This window comes from Sandarakinorhabdus sp. (assembly GCF_031430775.1).
GTDB lineage: Bacteria > Pseudomonadota > Alphaproteobacteria > Sphingomonadales > Sphingomonadaceae > Sandarakinorhabdus.
The window spans coordinates 1-17,240 of record NZ_JANPCD010000214.1; the positions used below are offsets into that span (position 1 = coordinate 1).

Consider the following 17,240-nt stretch of genomic DNA (forward strand, 5'->3'; position numbering starts at 1 on the left):
CGCCGTTGCGGCCGATCAGCGCCAGGCGGTCGCGGGCATCGATCGTCAGGTCGAGGCCGCGAAACAGCCAGCCTCCCCCTTGGCGCAGGCCGGCATTCTCAAGTGTCAGGACAGGTTCGGGCATGGCGGGGGCGGTGCCCGACGCAGCGGCATATGGCAAGTGCCAGTGTTGGCGCAGCCAGGAGGAAAGTGGCGGCAAAACCGGCGGCAAGATTGTGTTAACTACATCAGCCATTGCGGTTTTTGCGGCACTATGGCTAGAATCGCGGCGGGGTCGGAACGCTGGACAATGTTCAGTGGCAGTTCAGCGGGACAGGCTCATATCGGTGATCCATCGAGGTTTGTACTGAACCATGCGCTCCATTCGTTTTTTGTCTTTTGTCGCAAGCACGCTCATGCTCATCGCATCGCCGGTCGCCGCGGCTGATGAGCGCGGCGTGCATGAACTGGTCAAGGCCGGCGAGATCATGCCGTTCGAGGCCATTCTGGGCCGCGTCACCAGCGAAGTGCGCGGCGAATATGTCGGCGCGCAGTTCGACATGTCGTCGCGAACCTACCGCTTCCGCTTTGTCGACAACGGCAATCTTTTCAATGTTGATGTTGACGCGCGCACCGGACAACGGTTGAACCGACGCCGCAGCTTCTAGGCGAATCTGCCGGACGGGAAACAAACACATGCGCATTCTGGTCGTTGAGGACGAGCCCAACTTGCTCAGGCAGCTGAAAAGCGCGCTTGAACAGGCGGGTTATGCCGTCGATGTCGCCGCCGATGGCGAAGAGGGGCTGTATCTCGGCTCAAATGAAAACTACGACGCCGTGGTGCTCGACCTGGGCCTGCCCGAGATCGATGGCCTGACGGTGCTCGATCGCTGGCGCCGCGAGGGCAAGGTCATGCCCGTGCTGGTGCTAACGGCGCGTGACAGCTGGTCCGACAAGGTTGCCGGGCTGGATGCCGGCGCCGACGACTATCTGGCCAAGCCTTTCCAGACCGAAGAACTGATTGCCCGGCTGCGTGCCTTGATCCGCCGCGCCGCCGGCAAGGCGAGTTCCGAACTTGTTGCCGGCGGCGTGCGGCTCGACGCCCGTTCGGGCCGGGTGACACTGAACGGCGAACCTGTCAAATTGACGGCGCAGGAGTTCAAGCTCCTGTCCTATCTGATGCACCACAAGGGCAAGGTGGTCAGCCGCACCGAACTGATCGAGCACATCTATGATCAGGATTTCGACCGGGATTCCAACACCATCGAAGTGTTCATCACGCGCATCCGCAAAAAACTCGGGCCCGATCTCATCGCCACCACACGCGGGCTGGGCTATAGCCTGAACGACATGGATTGAGCGGCACGGCTGTGACCGCGCCTGTTCCCGGCACGCAGCAGCCCCGGCAGCAAGCCGCGCAGCCCACACAAAAGGGCCGTTCCCTGCGCCTGCGCATGATCCTTATCGCTGCGGCGTGGATCATCGCGCTGCTCGGCCTTGGCGGCATCGCGCTTGACAGGGTGCTGGTCGGGTCGCTGACCAACAGCTTCGACGAACAGTTGCAGACGACCCTCTCCAGCATGGTCAACGCCGCCGACCTCGATGACGTCGGCGAGGTGCGTTTTCTGCGCCCGCTTGGCGACCAGCGATTTTCCGAGCCATATTCGGGCTTGTACTGGCAGGTGTCGGCGACTGGTCAGCCCAGTTTTCCCTCGCGTTCGCTGTGGGACCGGCTGCTCGATGCCCGGCCGCCCCGCGATTGCCGCAAGCCCTGCAAGTTCGAGACGACGCGCTTTGCCGGCGAGCCGCTGCGGGTCGTGGCGCGGCAGGTGCGCCTGCCGGGGATCGATACCCTGTTCTATTTCCAGGTCGCCCAATCGACGCGCGATCTCGACCGCCAGATTGCCGCAACGCGCGGCATCCTGTTCTGGTCGCTTGGCGTGCTCGGCCTTGGCCTGATTGCCATGGCCGGTCTGCAATCGACGCTGGGCCTGTCGCCGCTGGGCCGGGTCAGCACCGCGATTGCCGCCATCCGGTCGGGCAGCGCGCGACGGGTGGAGGCCGATGTGCCGCTCGAAGTGGCCTCGCTGGTGTCCGAGATCAACGAACTGCTCGAACACAATGAATCCCAGGCCGAAGCGGCGCGCCGGCACGCCGGAAATCTCGCCCACGCCCTGAAAACCCCCATGAGCGTGCTGATCGGCGAGACGCGCGGCCGCACCGATCCGTTGGCGCGCACGGTCGAGGCGCAGGTGCAGGTCATGCGCCGCCATGTCGACCATCAGCTGGCCCGCGCCCGCGCCGCCGGCCAGCGCGGCGCATCGGCCAGCCGCACGCCGGTCTGGCCAGCGCTTGGGGCCATCATTCGCACCGTCGAGCGCATTCACACCGAGCGCGAGATCACGATCGATCTTGCAGGTGACAAGGACTGGCAGTTTCGCGGCGAGCGCCAGGATCTCGACGAAATGGTCGGCAACCTGATCGACAATGCGGCCCTGCACGGCGGCGGCCGGGTCTTTGTCACCGTTGGCGGTGCGGGCGACAGGCTGGAGATCATGATCGAGGATGACGGCGCCGGCATCGCCCCCGAGGACCGCGCGCGGCTGTTTGCGCGCGGCGAGCGGCTCGACACCGACAAGCCCGGGACAGGGCTTGGGCTGGCCATTGTGCGTGATGTGGCCGAAATTTATGGTGGCCACGTCGAACTGGACGAATCCGAAGACCTCGGCGGGCTGCTGGTGCGGTTGATCCTGCCCGGCGAGCGCCGCGCGCCGGAGCCAGCGGCGCTTTAGCCGTCCTGCGCCACCTGATGATGGCGGATGACCTCGTCGATAATGAAGCGCAAGAACTTTTCGGAAAACTCGGGGTCCAGCTTGGCGGTCTCCGCCAACGCCCGCAGCCGCGCCACCTGCGCGGCCTCGCGGCCCGGATCGGCCGGCGGCAACCCGGCACTGGCCTTGTAACGGCCGACCGCCTGCGTCACCTTGAAACGCTCGGCCAGCAGGAACACCAATGCCGCATCGATATTGTCGATGCTGTCACGAAAGGCGCCCAATGTGTCGTCGGTCACGTTACTGTCCTCAAAACCTGTCGTTCATACCATTGCGGCGCAAACGCGCGGGTGCAAGCTTGATGCTTGCACGGCGCGCTGAGGCCGCTAAGAAACAGCGTCGTGACAGCCACCATTCATACGCTCCGCCCCCGGCCCGAACCAAGCATGGCCGCGCTCATGGCGCTGACCGGCCAGGGCCTGACCGCAGTCAATCATGTCATCATCGACCGCATGCAATCGCCAGTCGCGCTGATTCCCGAACTGGCCGGCCATCTGATTGCCGGCGGCGGCAAGCGGTTGCGGCCGATGCTCACGCTGGGCTGCGCTGCGCTGCTCGACTACCAAGGCACGCGCCACCACCGGCTGGCTGCTTCGGTGGAATTCATCCACACCGCCACGCTGCTGCACGACGATGTCGTCGATGCCTCGGGTTTGCGCCGTGGCCAGGCAACCGCCAACCGGCTCTGGGGCAATCCCGCCAGCATTCTGGTGGGCGATTTCCTGTTCAGCCGCGCCTTTGAACTCATGGTCGAGGACGGCTCGCTCAAGGTGCTCAAGATCCTCAGCAGCGCGTCGGCCATCATTGCCGAAGGCGAAGTGGCCCAGTTGACTGCGCAGCGCGATGTCGAAACCAGCGAAGATCGCTATCTCGAAATCATCAGCGCCAAGACCGCCGCGCTGTTTGCCGCCGCCTGCCAGATTGCCGCCGTTGTGGCCGAGCGCGATGCGCAAGCCGAAGAGGCGTTGGCCGCCTATGGCCGCAACCTCGGCATTGCCTTTCAACTGGTCGATGACGCCATCGATTATGTCTCCGACGCCAAGACGATGGGCAAGGACGCCGGCGATGATTTCCGCGACGGCAAGATCACGCTGCCGGTCATCCTTGCGTATGCGCGCGGCACCGCCGAAACCCGCGAATTCTGGCGGCTCGCAATGACCGGGCGCGCGAATGGCGATACCGAGCTGGAACGCGCCGGGCAGCTGCTGCGCGAAACCGCCGCTGTTGCCGACACCATGGCCCGCGCCCGCCATTATGGCGCCCGCGCCATCGATGCGCTTGCTGGCTTCCCGGGTGGTCCTGCCAGGGCGGCGCTGACCGAAACGGTCGAATTCGCCATTCACCGCGCCTATTGAGCCGCGTGGCATGCTGGCGGCTTGAACAACGGCGCGGATTGCGCGAAGGACAGCGTCATGAATGCCCGCCTCTATCAGCGTCCCAAATCCTCAATGCAGTCCGGCCGTGCCCATACCGGGCAATGGCTGCTGGAAATGGAACGCGATGACCGGCTGCGGCAGGACCCGCTGACAGGCTGGAGCGGTTCAGGCTTCACCGAAGGTCAGGTGCGGCTCGCCTTTCCCTCGCAGCAGGCAGCCCTTGATTATGCCGCCGCCAACGACATTGCCGTCGAGATATTGCCGCTCGGCCCCCGCCACCTGAAACTTCAGGCCTATGCCGACAATTTCAGATAGACAGGCATCACGCGCCCGTAGCTCAGTTGGATAGAGCGCGGGACTTCTAATCCTGAGGCCGCAGGTTCGAATCCTGCCGGGCGCACCATTTTTCCCCTGTCAAACGAGACTGGCGCTTGGCGCTCGGATCTTTGATCGTTCGAACAAAGTTCGACGGGGCGCACCATTTTTTGTTTTCCCTCAAACGCCGGGCGGCCGCATCCGCGACCTTGGCTTGCCTCGCATTGGCTCGGAAGGCCGTTCGGCCTTGCGAACCCAAGGGGTTCGGTGGCGTTTCCGCCGGCCACGGCAAATCCTCTCCGTACAGAGCGCATTTCGGCAGGCATCCGTTTGCTCCCACAGACGACTTTCGCTAGACGGTTCCGCGCCAACAGGAAAACCGCCATGACGACTACCACTCCCCCCAATTCTCCCCGCCTTTCTGCCGCTGTTCAGCGCATCCAGCCCAGCCCGACGATTGCCGTCACCAACAAGGCGGCGGAACTGAAGCGCCAGGGCCGTGACATCATCGGCCTTGGGGCAGGGGAGCCGGATTTCGACACGCCCGATTTCGTCAAGGACGCAGCCATTGCCGCCATACGCGCCGGCCAGACCAAATACACCGGCGTCGATGGCACGCCTGAACTCAAGGCGGCGGTGCAGGCCAAGTTCAAGCGCGACAACAACCTTGATTACGGCCTTGACCAGATCACCATCAATGCGGGCGGCAAGCACACCATTTTCAATGCGCTGCTGGCCACGCTCGATCCTGGCGACGAAGTCATCATCCCGGCGCCTTACTGGGTCAGCTATCCCGATATCGTGCTGCTGGCCGGCGCCACGCCGGTAATAGTCGCCTGCGGTGTCGATCAGGGCTTCAAGATGACCCCGGCGCAGCTTGAGGCAGCGATCACGCCGGCCACGAAATGGCTGATCTTCAATTCGCCGTCCAACCCGACCGGTGCCGCCTATACGCGCGCCGAGCTCAAGGCGTTGACCGATGTGCTGATGCGCGCGCCGCATGTCATGGTCATGGCCGACGACATGTACGAGCACATCGTCTATGACGGCTTTGATTTCGGCACGCTGGCCGAGGTGGAACCGGGCCTGTACGACCGCACGCTGACCGTGAACGGCGCGTCCAAGGCCTATGCCATGACTGGCTGGCGTATCGGTTTCGCCGGCGGCCCAGCCTGGCTCATCAAGGCGATTGCCAAGCTGCAATCCCAGTCCACGTCCAATCCCTGCTCGATCTCGATGGCCGCGACGGTTGCCGCATTGAATGGCGACCAGTCGTTCCTGATCGAACGCAACGCCGCCTTCCAGCGCCGCCGCGATCTGGTCGTCTCCATGCTCAACCAGACACCGGGGCTGATCTGCCCGCGTCCCGAGGGCGCATTTTATGTCTATCCCGATTGCACCGGGTTGATTGGCAAGACCACGCCGGACGGCAAGGTGCTCACCGACGACGAAGCCGTGGCGGCATATCTGCTCGAAAGCGAGGGTGTGGCCGTAGTGCACGGCGCCGCGTTCGGCGGTTCGCCGGCATTCCGCATCAGCTATGCGACGTCAGACGCGCTGCTGGAGGACGCCTGCACGCGCATTCAACGCGCGGTGGGGCGGCTCGTCTGAAGCATCCTACCCTTTTTCGCCAAAGGCGGTGAGAAAGGCAAAAAGATCGTCGATCTCGGCATCGGTCCAGTGCACGAACCGCGACCGGCTGGTTTGGGACATCAACCCAAGGTCCCGGTCTCCCGTGCCCTTGCCGGTGCGCATCAGGCGGACAAAGGCCGCCTTGTCATAACCTGCGGCGGCGATGGTCAGCGGCGGCGGCAGGCCCGGGCCTTCGTCGCTCGCCCAAGGGTAGTCGGCCTTCAGTGACAGGCCATGGCATTCCGAACAGATGGTCATTGCCAGATGCTCCCCGCGCCGCACAGCCGGGTCGGAATGGCCCTGCCAACGCGGCCCCGGCACAAGCGCCACGGCATGTGGAACCGCCACATCGCGTCCGGTCGCGAGCGCGAAGCGCGTCGGCAAGTCGAGCCGTGGCCCGGGCAGCGGGTCCGAAGCGACCGGGATCTGGCCAATCCAGGCATAAAGGGCTGCCACCTCGTCGTCGCGCAGCCGCGTGTAGGCAAAGGACGGCATGGAATAGAGCGCCCGGCCGTTGCTCCCGATGCCATGGCGCAGCGCGCGCTCAAAGATGGCAATGGGGTAGCGGCGCACATAGTCGGCCAGGTTCACCGCCACCGCGCGCCCCGCCCAGGGTTTGACCGCGCCCTGCAAGCGTTCGCCATGGCAGGAATAACAGCCGCGCGTCAGCGCAACATGCTGCCCCTGTGCCAGCACGGCGGCGATGGGCGGCGCGGCGGCGGTAAACGCAGAGGGCAGGGAGAAGCTGCGCAGATACTGCTCGCTGCGCCAGAAGACTGCGGCCATGAAGGCCAGCGGCGTCAGCACGAGCACTGCAATGATGAACTGGATATCCCGCTTCATGCCCGACCCCCTGCAAGGCGCAAAGAGTGTCACAGGCATGATAGCAATGGCAAGCCGGCCAGGCCATCAGCCACGCGCCGCCAAGCGTCGCATCCAAACAGCGGCCCTGCTTCGGCATGCCGCCGAGCCTTTCCTTATGGCTGACGTGCGCGGGCACGCTGCCCAGCACGCGAAACCACGGTCAGGCTGGCGCAACACTTGGTGGCGAACCAGATGACGTGCGCGGCGCCCTTGCCGTTGGGGCAGGCCGGCCGCCGAGCCGGTCGCAAGCCATGGTGCCGAGCGGGTCGCCGCCGCGCCGGAACAGCCGCAGCGGCGGCCCGCCGGGCACTTCTGCCATGTCGATGAGTTCACGCGGGGTCATCGGGCGCTGCCCGCCGCCAACAGCGCCGCCAGCGGGCCAACGGCAAAGCCGGCGCGGTCGATGGCGTAGATGACATGGACGACGGGGCCGGTGGAGAGGTCGGCGGTCATGGTGCGGCCCGTCAGCACGGCGCCGATGCGTTCCACGGCTGTGCGCGAGCGAATATTGGTCTCGCCGATCATGAACACCACGCGATCATGGCTGGCCAGCGCGTGGCCGACCATCAGGGCCTTCATGGCGTGATTGGTGCGGCTGCCCCAGTGGCTGCACGCCAGGAACGTCCAGCCGATTTCGATTTCGCCCGGTTCGGTGCGGTCATAGTCAAAACGGGATGATCCGATGATCGCGCCGGTTGCAGGGTCGATGGCGACCAGTGCGCCGCCGCTCGCCAGTGCCGCATCGAAAAAACTCCGAAAAACCGGTTCCTGCCAGCGATCATGCGCGGGGTGGACCGCCCAGATGGCCGGGTCGCACGCCACCGCATACAGAGCACCCCAATCATCGGGCATTGCCGGGCGCAGCGTCACCATCGGATGATACAGGGACAGCTGCCGGTCGAACGTCATGGCACCACGCCGCGCGCGCGCAGGCCCAGTGCAATGCCGTGCATGGCAATACCGATAAGGCCGCCGATGATGGTGCCGTTGATGCGGATGAACTGCAAATCGCGGCCCACGGCATTTTCGACCTTTTCGGTCACGGTGCTGGCATCCCAGCCGCGCACGGTGTCCGACACCAACGCGACTATGGCATCGCCATAATCATGCGCCAGCCCGACGATGGCACGGCGCAGCGCCAGGTTGACGGCGTGCGATAGGTTCGCGTCGCTGTCCAACCGCGCGCCGAGCGCCTTCATGGCAGGCCCCAACCGGTCGGCTTCGGCCGATGCAGGGTCATTGAGACTGCGGACAAGCGCGTCGCGCGCCTCGCCCCACAGGCCCGACAGCAGCGTCCCCATGGCCGGATTGGCAATCAGGTCATCCTTGAAGCCTTCGACCTTTTCCTGCGATTCCGGAAAATGCCGCAGATCGAACGCCCAGGTCTTGAGACTGTCGTGCAGGCGCTGGCGCAAGGGGTGATAGGGGTCGTGCTTCACCTCGACCAGCAGGCGTTGCACGCTGCCGATCAGCGAATCCGACACGCTCTCATCGACATTGACGAGGCGCAGGAACCAGTTGGTGCGGTCCGCGACCATGCCGCGAATGGTCGGCTCCTCGCTAGACAGGGTTTTCAGGCCCCAATCGAGCGCGGCATCGATGATCGGTTCGTGGCGGCCCTTGGCCAAGGTCGTATCGACGGCATCGGCCACGATCGGTGACAGCGCCATGGCTTTCAGCCGGCTGGTGGCCGTGTCGCGCACCAGGTCGCCCACGGCCTTGTCATCCAGCGCCTCGATCAGCCGCGCCAGCAATGGCCCCAGCCCGCGCCTTCGCTTGCCGGTGGACCGGTCGGCCTGCAACGCCGATGCAACGATGCCGGCCAGATCGGCTGTCTCCAGTCGCCGGGCGACCACAGCCGGGGTCAGGAAATTCTCTTTCAGGAACTGCGCCAGGCTGTCGCCGATCCGGTCCTTGTTGGCCGGGATGATCGCGGTATGCGGAATCGGCAGCCCCATCGGATGGCGAAACAGCGCCGTAACCGCAAACCAATCTGCCAGCCCGCCGACCATCGCAGCCTCGGCAAAGGCACGTACCCAGGGCAGGGCAGGGTGGGCGCCGTGATACACGCTGGCCGCGACAAAGATCGATGCCATCAGGGCGAGCAAAAGCGTCGCCGCAGCCCGCATCTGGTGAAAAGGCGATTCCGGGAAGGCGAAAGGCGAGGGCTTTGGCAGTGCCGCGCTACTCCGCCGGGGCCGGCGGCGCGGAACGGCCGGCAGCAGGTTCGTTGTTGGTGAACCAGCGCTTCATGCGCGGCGCCAGCCAGTTTTCAGCGCTCACGGCCAGGCTGAAGCCTGCCGGCACGATGACCAGCGTCAGCGCCGTGGACATGATGAGGCCGCCGATGACGACAACGCCCATCGGCGCCCGCCACGAACCGTCGCCGCCTAGCGACAACGCGATCGGCAGCATGCCGGCCACCATGGCAACGGTCGTCATCACGATGGGCTGCACGCGCTTGTGACCCGCTTCAAGGATGGCATCGATCTTGGACACGCCCTTTTCCATTTCCTCGATCGCCATGTCGACTAGCAAGATGGAGTTCTTGGCGACGATGCCGAGCAGCATCAGCAGCCCGATGAACACCGGCATCGAAATGACATTGCCCGTCAGGTGCAGTGCAATGCCGCCGCCAAGCGGAGCGAGCAGCAGCGAGAGCATGTTGACCAGCGGCGGCAACACCCGCTTGTAAAGCAGCACCAGCACCGCAAACACCATGATGACGCCGGCAATCACCGCCACGACAAAGTTTATCAGCAGTTCGAGCTGCCACTTGTCTTGGCCAAGCCGGACCTTTTCGATGCCGAGCGGCAGGTTCTTGATCGTGGGCAGGGCATCGATCTTGGGCTGGGCATCGCCGCTGACCAGGCCCGGCGCCAGATCGGCGCCGATCAGCACACGGCGCTGCTGGTTGAAGCGGCGAATTTCGGTCGGCCCGGCGCCAAAGCTGATGTCAGCGACGACCTTGAGCGGCACCGACCCACCGCGCGCCGTTGCAACCGGCAGGTTTTCAATTGTCGCCAGGCTGCGGCGGCTGCTTTGCGCCAACGCGACGCGGATGGGGATCTGACGATCCGACAGGCTGAACTTGGCAACATTCTGGTCTATGTCACCCAAGGTCGCGATGCGGATGGCTTCGGACAGGGCGCCGGTGGTGACACCCATTTCTGCGGCCAGATCAAAGCGCGGGCGGATCGTGATTTCCGGGCGATTGAGATCGCCCTCGATGCGCGGCTGTCGAAGCTCCTTCATGCCGCGCATTTCCTCGACAACCTTGAGGGCGGTCTTCTCCAGAAGCACGGGATCATTGCCCGACAGTGTCACCGACAAGTCGCGGCCACTGAAGCCGCCAGACTGGGACTGGAAGCCGACGCGGGCATCGGGGATGACCTGCAATTTCGGTCCCATCTCGCGCTCCCAGTCCACCCGCTTCATGGGGCGTTCCTTCTTGAGCGTCAGGTAGATATTGCCGCTACCGATATCGATGTCGGAAAAGGCCTGCGCCGTGACTGGCGATGAGTTGAGAATGGCAACCGCCTTGTCGACGACGGCCTCGGTCTGCGCCAGTGTCGTTCCCGGTGGCAGTGAAATCGTGACCTGGCTGTCGTCGCTGTCCACAGCCGGCTGGAACGTTATCGGCAGCGTGGCAAAGGCCAGAATCGTGCCGGCAAATGCCAAACCGCCGCCAACCAGCACTGTCTTCCAGCGATTGGCGAGCGCCCAGCGCAGCATCTTCATGTAGACATGGATCCATTGACCCTCGCCATGCTCGGCTGCGCCATCGGACTTGAGGAAAAACGCCGCCAGCATCGGGGTGATCAGTCGCGCCACGGCCAGGCTGAGCAGCACCGAAACGACAACGGTGAAACCGAAGTTCTTGAAGAACTGTCCGGAGATGCCCGGCATGAGGCCAACGGGAAGGAACACAGCGACGATCGCCATGGTGGTTGCCACCACCGCGAGCCCGATTTCGTCCGCTGCGTCCATTGACGCCTGATAGGCAGTCTTGCCCATGCGCATGTGGCGAACGATGTTCTCGATTTCGACAATGGCGTCATCGACCAGCACGCCTGCCACCAGGCTGAGCGCCAGCAAGCTCAGCGTGTTCAGCGAAAAACCGAGCAGTTGCAGGAAGAAGAACGTCGGGATTGCCGCAAGCGGAATGGCCATCGCCGAAATCACCGTCGCACGCCAGTCGCGCAGGAACACCAGAACCACTAGCACCGCCAACACGGCGCCTTCGATCATCGCAGCGATCGCGCCCTTGTACTGGGCCTTGGTGTATTCGACCGATGTGAAGATCTGCGAGAAGTGGATCTTGGGATTTTCCTTTTGAAGCGCAGCAATTTCAATCACGGCCGCGTCGTAAACCGACACGTCCGAGCTGCCCTTGGACTTGGCCATCGAAAAGCTGAGCACCTGCCGGCCATCAAGCTTGGCAATACTGCGCTGCTCGGCAAAACTGTCGCGTACCTCGGCAATGTCCGTCAGGCGCACGGTCCGGCCGATCCCCAGTGAAATCTGGGTTTCGCCAAGCATGCGCGCCGACGCGGCATTGCCGAGCACGCGCACCGATTGTTCGGCCCCGGCGATTTCGGCGCGGCCACCGGCTGCGTTGAGATTGACCTGGCGCAGCTGCGCGTTGACGGCACTGGCGGTCAGGCCATAGGCTTGCAGACGCGCCGGATCGAGGATGACGCGGATTTCGCGGCTGACGCCACCGGACCGGCGCACCTGGGCCATGCCCGGCACCGCCAGAAGCCGTTTTGCTACGGTGTTGTCGACATACCAGCTCAGTTGTTCGAGCGTCATGTCGGTCGATTCAACCGAGAAATAGGCAATGGGGCCGCCAGCAACATCGAGGCGCTGCACTTGCGGTTGCAAGATGCCCTGCGGCAGGTCGGACCGGATATTGGCCACGGCGTCGCGCACATCGTTGACGGCGCGATCAATGGGCGTGCCGATGGCAAACTGGATGCTGGTGCGCGACGTGCCTTCGGACACGAAGCTGTTGATTTCATCGACACCGTTGATGCCGCGCACGGCCGCTTCGATGCGCTGCGTCACCTGTGTTTCCAGCTCGGTCGGCGCGGCGCCGGGCTGGCTGACGATCACCTGCGCGCCCGGAAAATCAATGTCCGGGTTGTTGTTGATGGCCATGGAGCGGAACGACACGATGCCGACCACCATGAGCAGCACGAACAGCACGAGCGGCGGAACCGGATTGCGGATCGACCAGGCAGAAATATTGCGCATGTCTGACTTTCCTACCCGGCTCAGCCGGCTTTGCCAGAAACTGGGCCAATCACAGGCGCGATCTTGTCACCCGGCTTCAGGAACGCGCCGGCACTGGCGACAACCTTTTCGGTGCCGTTCAGTCCGCGGCTGATACCGACGCCGCCATCACTGACAGTGCCGATGACAACCGGGCGGCGCTCGACCTTGTTGTCGGCACCGAGCACCAACACATAATTACCCGTCGCGTCGGCCAGCACCGCCGATTGCGGCAGCATGGGCCGCGACACGGCAGCAGCAGCAATTTCGGCCCGCGCAAACGCGCCGACACGCAGGCCGGGCGCATAATTCAACTGGATACGGGCGATGCCCTGCCGACTGATCGGGTCGATTACGGGATCAAGCAGCCACAGCTTGCCAGGGTAGGAAACCTGCGAACCTACCGGAGTCACCCGCACGCTCATGCCGGGCTTGAGCTGCGCCATGTCCTGTTCGGCAACCTGGGCGCGCATTTCCAGCACGCCGCCTTCGGCGATGCGGAACAATGTGCCGCTGCCGCCGCCAACGACCTGCCCCGCTTCGACCGACCGCGAGAGCACCAGGCCGGAGGCCGGCGCGCGGACGTCGAGACGGTCCATGCGGGCACGGGTTTCGGCCAGCTGGGCACGCACGACACCGACGCGCGCAATCGCGCTGTCACGGGCCGCGGTGCGCGTATCAATGTCGGCGCGGCTGACAAAGCCCCGCGAAACCAACGCTTCGGAGCGGGCCAGATTGGCTTCGGCCAGCCGGGCGTCGGCCTGCGCCTGGCGCACCGATGCCGCCAGCTGCAACGCCTGCTGTTCCTGCACACCCTTGTCGATAACCGCGAGCACCTGCCCCTGCGAGACGATCTGGCCCGGCTCCACCAGCACGCGCAACACGCGCCCGCCTTCGCCCTGAACGCCAACGCCGGCATCGCGCCTGGCTGCAATCGACCCGGGAGCAGACAGGTTTTCTACCACCGGCGAACTCGCCGGAACAATCACCGTCACCTGCGGGAGGGTATTCACCGGGGCTTCGACAGGGGGCCCCGGCGCGAAGATCTTCCAGGCAATGAACAGTGCCGCCAGCATGCCAAGTGCGATCAGCGCCGGACGCAGCCAGCGGCGCGGCGGCGAATCGCCTTCACCGCGGGTCTCGAACTTGTACGGCCGGGCACCTGCGGTGTCCGGCAAAGCATTGTGCACGTTCATCAAAACTTCCTTCATCGATGCTGTATTATATGAATACGTCACCGAGTGCAAGTCTCCTCTTACCGCAAGAAAGTGGCGCCGCGAAGGCAATTTCCCCTGACTTTCCCATGACCGAACGACGCATGCTGTCACAGCTTTACCGCTGCACAATCCCTTTGTTCAGCCTTGCGCAAGCACGGCCCTGTCATCAGCGCAGTTCACGCATCCGGGAAAAGGGCAGAAAACCGATGAATAAAATGATGATGGCCGGATGTGCAGCACTTGCAGGCATTGCCGGGCCGGTCTCTGCGCAGACGCCGGCAGCCGCGCCTGCCGTTCTGACCATCATTGCCGAAGGGAGGTCGCTGCGGACCCCGGATATCGCCGAGCTTTCCGGCGGGGTCGTCACCCAGGCAGCGACTGCGGCGGCGGCGATGGCCGACAATGCCGCGCGCATGGCCCGTGTCGTGACGGCCCTTCGCAAGGCCGGCATCGCAGACCGCGACATCCAGACCAGCGGGCTCTCGCTCCAGCCACAGTATCGCTATGACAATGGTGCAGCGCCGGTCATCACCGGTTACCAGGCCAGCAACATGGTGACGACAAGGGTCCGCAAGATCGCCGATACCGGCCGGCTGCTGGACACGTTGGTAAGTGTCGGCGCCAACCAGATTGGCGGGCCGGTATTCCAGATCGAGGCAGCCGGCGCCGCTCAGGACGAGGCGCGCCGCGCCGCAGTGTCAGATGCCCGGGCGCGGGCAGCACTTTATGCAGGTGCCGCCGGCATGAAACTCGGCCGCATCCTGTCGATCACCGAAGGCAGTGCCGTGCAGGGCGATCCGCGTCCGATGATGAAGATGGCATCGGCCCAACTGGCCGAGACTACACCGGTTGCCCCAGGCGAAATGGCCCTTACGGTCAGCGTCACGATGACCTTTGCTCTCGATTGACCGGCGCATTGCGGCATCGCTGACATGAAAATCGCCCCGGTGTCATTCGATACCGGGGCGATTTTCCGTACGACAAGACAGACTTGCGCCAGCGTCAGTCGCCAGAATCAGGCAATCGTCGCGCCGCCGTCGATCACGAAACACTGCCCGGTGGCAAAGGCCCCGCCCTTGCCTGCCAGCAACACCGCCATGCCGGCGATTTCATCGGGCGTGCCGATGCGGCGCAGCGGCGCGCCGCTGGTGGAGGCCTTGTGGATGTCGGGATTGTCCCACAATGCCTTGGCGAAATCGGTCTTGATGAGGCCCGGCGCGATGCAGTTGACGCGGACATTGTCGGGACCGAATTCGGCGGCCAGGTTGCGCGCCAGCTGCATGTCGGCAGCCTTTGAGATGCAATAGGCGCCGATGACCGTCGAGGCCTTGAGACCGCCGACCGAGCTGATGATGGTGATGCTGCCATCCTTGCGGGCGCGCATCGCGGGGGCCACCATGGCAATCAGCCAATGGTTGGAAATGATGTTGTTCTGCAGGATCTTGGTGAACTGATCGTCGGTGATGCCGGCCTGCGGCCCGAAATACGGGTTGGACGCGGCGTTGCACACCAGATGGTCGATCTGGCCCCATCTCGCGATGGTGGCATCGACCAATGCCTGCAAGCTGCCCTTGTCGGCGATGTTGGCGGGCACCGAAATGGCGGCTTCGCGGCCAAATGCGGCGTTGATTTCGTCACGCGCCGCTTCGCAGGCATCGGCCTTGCGGCTGGAGATGACGACATTGGCGCCGTGTTCGGCCATGCGATACGCAGTGGCCTTGCCGATGCCGCGCGACGATCCGGTGATCAGCGCGACCTGGCCGGTCAGGTCAAACAAGGTGCTCATGGTCTCTCCCCTCTGGTGTTTGGCCGGTTATGGCCGGCCTGCGCGCGTCTGTCACCAAGGATGACAAGTCCGGAATCGCCGGCCATAGAACGTCATGCCCGAATCGATCTTGTCATCGCTGCAGAAGCCCGGCGTGCGCGCCACCTGGCTGGCCTGCCTGTTCTTTTCCGGCTTTGGCTGTCTCATTCCGTTCCTCCCCCTCTGGCTGGAAAAGGCGCAAGGCTTCTCCGGCTCGCAGATCGGCCTTGTGCTCGCCATCGGCGGCTTTTCGCGCATCATCGCCGGTCCGCTGACCGCCGCCTGGGCCGATGGCCGAAGCGACCGGCGCGCGCCGATGTTCCTGTTCGCCGCCATCCTGACCATCGGTTTCGGCGCGTTGTGGTTTGTCACCGGCTTTGCCGCCATTTTCACCATCATCCTGTTGATGGACGTGGCATTCTGGGGCCTGCTGCCGGTCGTCGAGGCGGCGCTGCTGCGGCTGACCAAATATGGCTGGCCGCGTTACGGCGTGGCGCGTGGGCTGGCATCGGCAGCCTTTGTTGTCGGATCGTCGGCGGTCGGTGCGCTGATTGGCGGCTATGGTCCATGGGCGGTCTGGGCCTGGTTGCTCGGTGTTTCCATCCTGCTCATCGCCGCTGCGGCGTGGATGCCGGCCGAACAAGTGGCCGGCGATACCGAGGCACCTTTCATGCAGCGCCTGTCCGCGGGCGTCGGCATGCTCAAGGACCGCAAGTTCGCGCTGCTGATCTTTGCCGCCGGGCTCATTCAGGCGACGCACAGCTATTTCTATGTCGCCGGCACGCTGATCTGGACCAATGACCAGCAGCTTTCGTCCACCTTGTCGGGCAATCTCTGGTCGATCGGCGTGATTGCCGAAGTCGGATTCCTGATTTTCATGGCCCGCTGGACCGAACGGTTCGCGCCGGAAACCCTGATCCTGGTTGGCGGTATTTCGGCGGTTGTGCGCTGGTCGGCGCTGGCCATGCTGCCGCCGGTGTGGGCGCTGTATGGCTTGCAGATCATGCACGCCGGCACGTTTGCGGCGACGTTTCTGGGCGCGATGCGCATGATCCAGGCGTTGCACGGCGATGATCGCACGCCGACAGCGCAGATGATGTACATGGCGCTGGCATCGGCTCCGGCACAGGCGCTCACGACATTGTTGTCAGGCGAGTTGTATGAACGGCTGAAGGTCGATGGCCATGCCGCCTGGGGCTATTTTTCGATGACCGGCGTGGCTGTGCTTGGCTTGGCGCTGGCCGTGATGCTGTGGCTCAAGCGCGATTCCGTCGGCCTTCCGCAGCCGGCTGCTGCCTGAGCATCAATCCCGCAGCTCCAGATCCGGTTCACTTGCATAGCTCGGCAGCGGAATCGCCGCCGCCGCCGCCCTGAGCGCATGTGACCAGCGGTTGGTCAGTTCGCGGTAATAGTCATCATCGGCGTCGATGCGGTGCAGCAGTTCGATGTCCGAAACCCCGGCGCGGATCGTTGCCAGATCGATGGGCATGCCGACCGCCAGGTTCGACTGCATGGTGGCCGAAAACGAAATCAGCGCGATCTTGATGGCCTCGGCAATCGGCGTTTCATAGCCGAGCATCCGGTCGAGCACCGGCTTGCCATATTTGTGCTCGCCGATTTGCAGGAACGGCGTGTCCGATTGGCATTCGATGAAATTGCCGGCGCCATAGATCAGGAACAATCGTGGCCGCCGCCCGCCCAGTGATCCGGCCAGCAGCAGCGTCGCGTCGGTATAGACATCCTCGTCCTTGACCACGGCATCGATCGACGCCTTGGCCTCGGACAATGCCTGTCCGACAATCTGCGCCGCGCGAAACACCGTCACTGCACCGGAGACAGTTTCCTTCTCTCCGGTGTCCGGCATGGTGACGCCCAGCGCAACGCGGCTCAGGGCGGATTGTGTCACCGACAGGCTGCCTGCGGACGTGCACAGGATCACCCGGTC

General features: G+C 64.2%; 17 protein-coding genes and 1 tRNA gene. 9 read left to right on the forward strand and 9 right to left on the reverse strand.

Translation table 11 applies throughout. The annotated features are described in order from the left end of the window. The first annotated feature begins 395 nt into the window (after window positions 1–395). From RMQ73_RS13840 to RMQ73_RS13850, 3 genes are all read left to right on the forward strand, one after another. Window positions 396–647 (forward strand): hypothetical protein, encoded by a 252-nt coding sequence (locus tag RMQ73_RS13840; protein ID WP_310498900.1) that lies wholly within the window; start codon window positions 396–398, stop codon window positions 645–647. A gap of 28 nt (window positions 648–675) precedes the next feature. Continuing rightward, window positions 676–1,338 (forward strand): response regulator transcription factor, encoded by a 663-nt coding sequence (locus tag RMQ73_RS13845; RefSeq protein ID WP_310498901.1) that lies wholly within the window; start codon window positions 676–678, stop codon window positions 1,336–1,338. Between the two features lie 95 nt (window positions 1,339–1,433). Beyond that, window positions 1,434–2,771 (forward strand): sensor histidine kinase, encoded by a 1,338-nt coding sequence (locus tag RMQ73_RS13850; RefSeq protein WP_409049880.1) that lies wholly within the window; start codon window positions 1,434–1,436, stop codon window positions 2,769–2,771. Here the strand turns inward: RMQ73_RS13850 and RMQ73_RS13855 are convergent. Continuing rightward, complete coding sequence (locus RMQ73_RS13855; RefSeq protein ID WP_310498903.1) at window positions 2,768–3,049, reverse strand: chorismate mutase; 282 nt, start codon at window positions 3,047–3,049, stop codon at window positions 2,768–2,770. The two genes, RMQ73_RS13850 and RMQ73_RS13855, sit on opposite strands and share 4 nt — an antisense overlap. A gap of 102 nt (window positions 3,050–3,151) precedes the next feature. On the opposite strand from RMQ73_RS13855, the gene RMQ73_RS13860 reads away from it, so the two are divergent. The 4 genes from RMQ73_RS13860 to RMQ73_RS13875 all read left to right on the forward strand — a co-directional run bounded on the left by RMQ73_RS13860 (window position 3,152) and on the right by RMQ73_RS13875 (window position 6,112). After that, the gene (locus RMQ73_RS13860; protein WP_409049879.1) at window positions 3,152–4,165 is read left to right on the forward strand and encodes a polyprenyl synthetase family protein; all 1,014 of its coding nucleotides are present in this window, start codon (window positions 3,152–3,154) and stop codon (window positions 4,163–4,165) included. Between the two features lie 57 nt (window positions 4,166–4,222). Further along, a complete protein-coding gene (locus RMQ73_RS13865; protein WP_310498905.1) occupies window positions 4,223–4,501 on the forward strand; it encodes an NADH dehydrogenase ubiquinone Fe-S protein 4 in 279 nt (92 codons plus the stop codon). A gap of 11 nt (window positions 4,502–4,512) precedes the next feature. Beyond that, window positions 4,513–4,589, forward strand: a tRNA-Arg gene (locus RMQ73_RS13870). Between the two features lie 296 nt (window positions 4,590–4,885). Beyond that, a complete protein-coding gene (locus tag RMQ73_RS13875) occupies window positions 4,886–6,112 on the forward strand; it encodes a pyridoxal phosphate-dependent aminotransferase (RefSeq protein ID WP_310498907.1) in 1,227 nt (408 codons plus the stop codon). 6 nt (window positions 6,113–6,118) lie between these two features. On the opposite strand, the gene RMQ73_RS13880 is transcribed toward RMQ73_RS13875, so the two are convergent. From RMQ73_RS13880 to RMQ73_RS13905, 6 genes are all read right to left on the reverse strand, one after another. Further along, on the reverse strand, window positions 6,119–6,976 hold the full coding sequence (locus tag RMQ73_RS13880) for a c-type cytochrome (protein WP_310498908.1): 858 nt from the start codon (window positions 6,974–6,976) through the stop codon (window positions 6,119–6,121). Window positions 6,977–7,157: 181 nt separating this feature from the next. Next, entirely contained in the window at window positions 7,158–7,340 is a 183-nt protein-coding gene (locus RMQ73_RS13885) for a hypothetical protein (protein ID WP_310498909.1), read from the reverse strand. Then, window positions 7,337–7,906 (reverse strand): GNAT family N-acetyltransferase, encoded by a 570-nt coding sequence (locus RMQ73_RS13890; protein WP_310498910.1) that lies wholly within the window; start codon window positions 7,904–7,906, stop codon window positions 7,337–7,339. The genes RMQ73_RS13885 and RMQ73_RS13890 overlap by 4 nt, the downstream gene beginning before the upstream one ends. After that, on the reverse strand, window positions 7,903–9,126 hold the full coding sequence (locus RMQ73_RS13895) for a DUF445 domain-containing protein (protein ID WP_310498912.1): 1,224 nt from the start codon (window positions 9,124–9,126) through the stop codon (window positions 7,903–7,905). The genes RMQ73_RS13890 and RMQ73_RS13895 overlap by 4 nt, the downstream gene beginning before the upstream one ends. A gap of 55 nt (window positions 9,127–9,181) precedes the next feature. Further along, window positions 9,182–12,256 (reverse strand): efflux RND transporter permease subunit, encoded by a 3,075-nt coding sequence (locus RMQ73_RS13900; RefSeq protein WP_310498913.1) that lies wholly within the window; start codon window positions 12,254–12,256, stop codon window positions 9,182–9,184. 20 nt (window positions 12,257–12,276) lie between these two features. Continuing rightward, the gene (locus RMQ73_RS13905) at window positions 12,277–13,470 is read right to left on the reverse strand and encodes an efflux RND transporter periplasmic adaptor subunit (protein ID WP_310498914.1); all 1,194 of its coding nucleotides are present in this window, start codon (window positions 13,468–13,470) and stop codon (window positions 12,277–12,279) included. A gap of 227 nt (window positions 13,471–13,697) precedes the next feature. Here RMQ73_RS13905 and RMQ73_RS13910 point away from each other — a divergent pair, with 227 nt between their 5' ends. After that, window positions 13,698–14,399 carry an SIMPL domain-containing protein gene (locus tag RMQ73_RS13910; protein ID WP_310498915.1) on the forward strand — a complete coding sequence of 234 codons (702 nt, stop codon included), beginning with the start codon at window positions 13,698–13,700 and terminating at the stop codon, window positions 14,397–14,399. Between the two features lie 107 nt (window positions 14,400–14,506). On the opposite strand, the gene RMQ73_RS13915 is transcribed toward RMQ73_RS13910, so the two are convergent. Continuing rightward, the gene (locus RMQ73_RS13915) at window positions 14,507–15,277 is read right to left on the reverse strand and encodes an SDR family oxidoreductase (protein WP_310498916.1); all 771 of its coding nucleotides are present in this window, start codon (window positions 15,275–15,277) and stop codon (window positions 14,507–14,509) included. 94 nt (window positions 15,278–15,371) lie between these two features. Between RMQ73_RS13915 and RMQ73_RS13920 the strand changes: the two genes are divergently transcribed. Then, on the forward strand, window positions 15,372–16,595 hold the full coding sequence (locus tag RMQ73_RS13920; protein ID WP_310498917.1) for an MFS transporter: 1,224 nt from the start codon (window positions 15,372–15,374) through the stop codon (window positions 16,593–16,595). 3 nt (window positions 16,596–16,598) lie between these two features. Here the strand turns inward: RMQ73_RS13920 and RMQ73_RS13925 are convergent. Continuing rightward, on the reverse strand, window positions 16,599–17,240 hold a 642-nt coding region (locus RMQ73_RS13925; protein ID WP_310498919.1), incomplete at its 5' end, for a peptidase.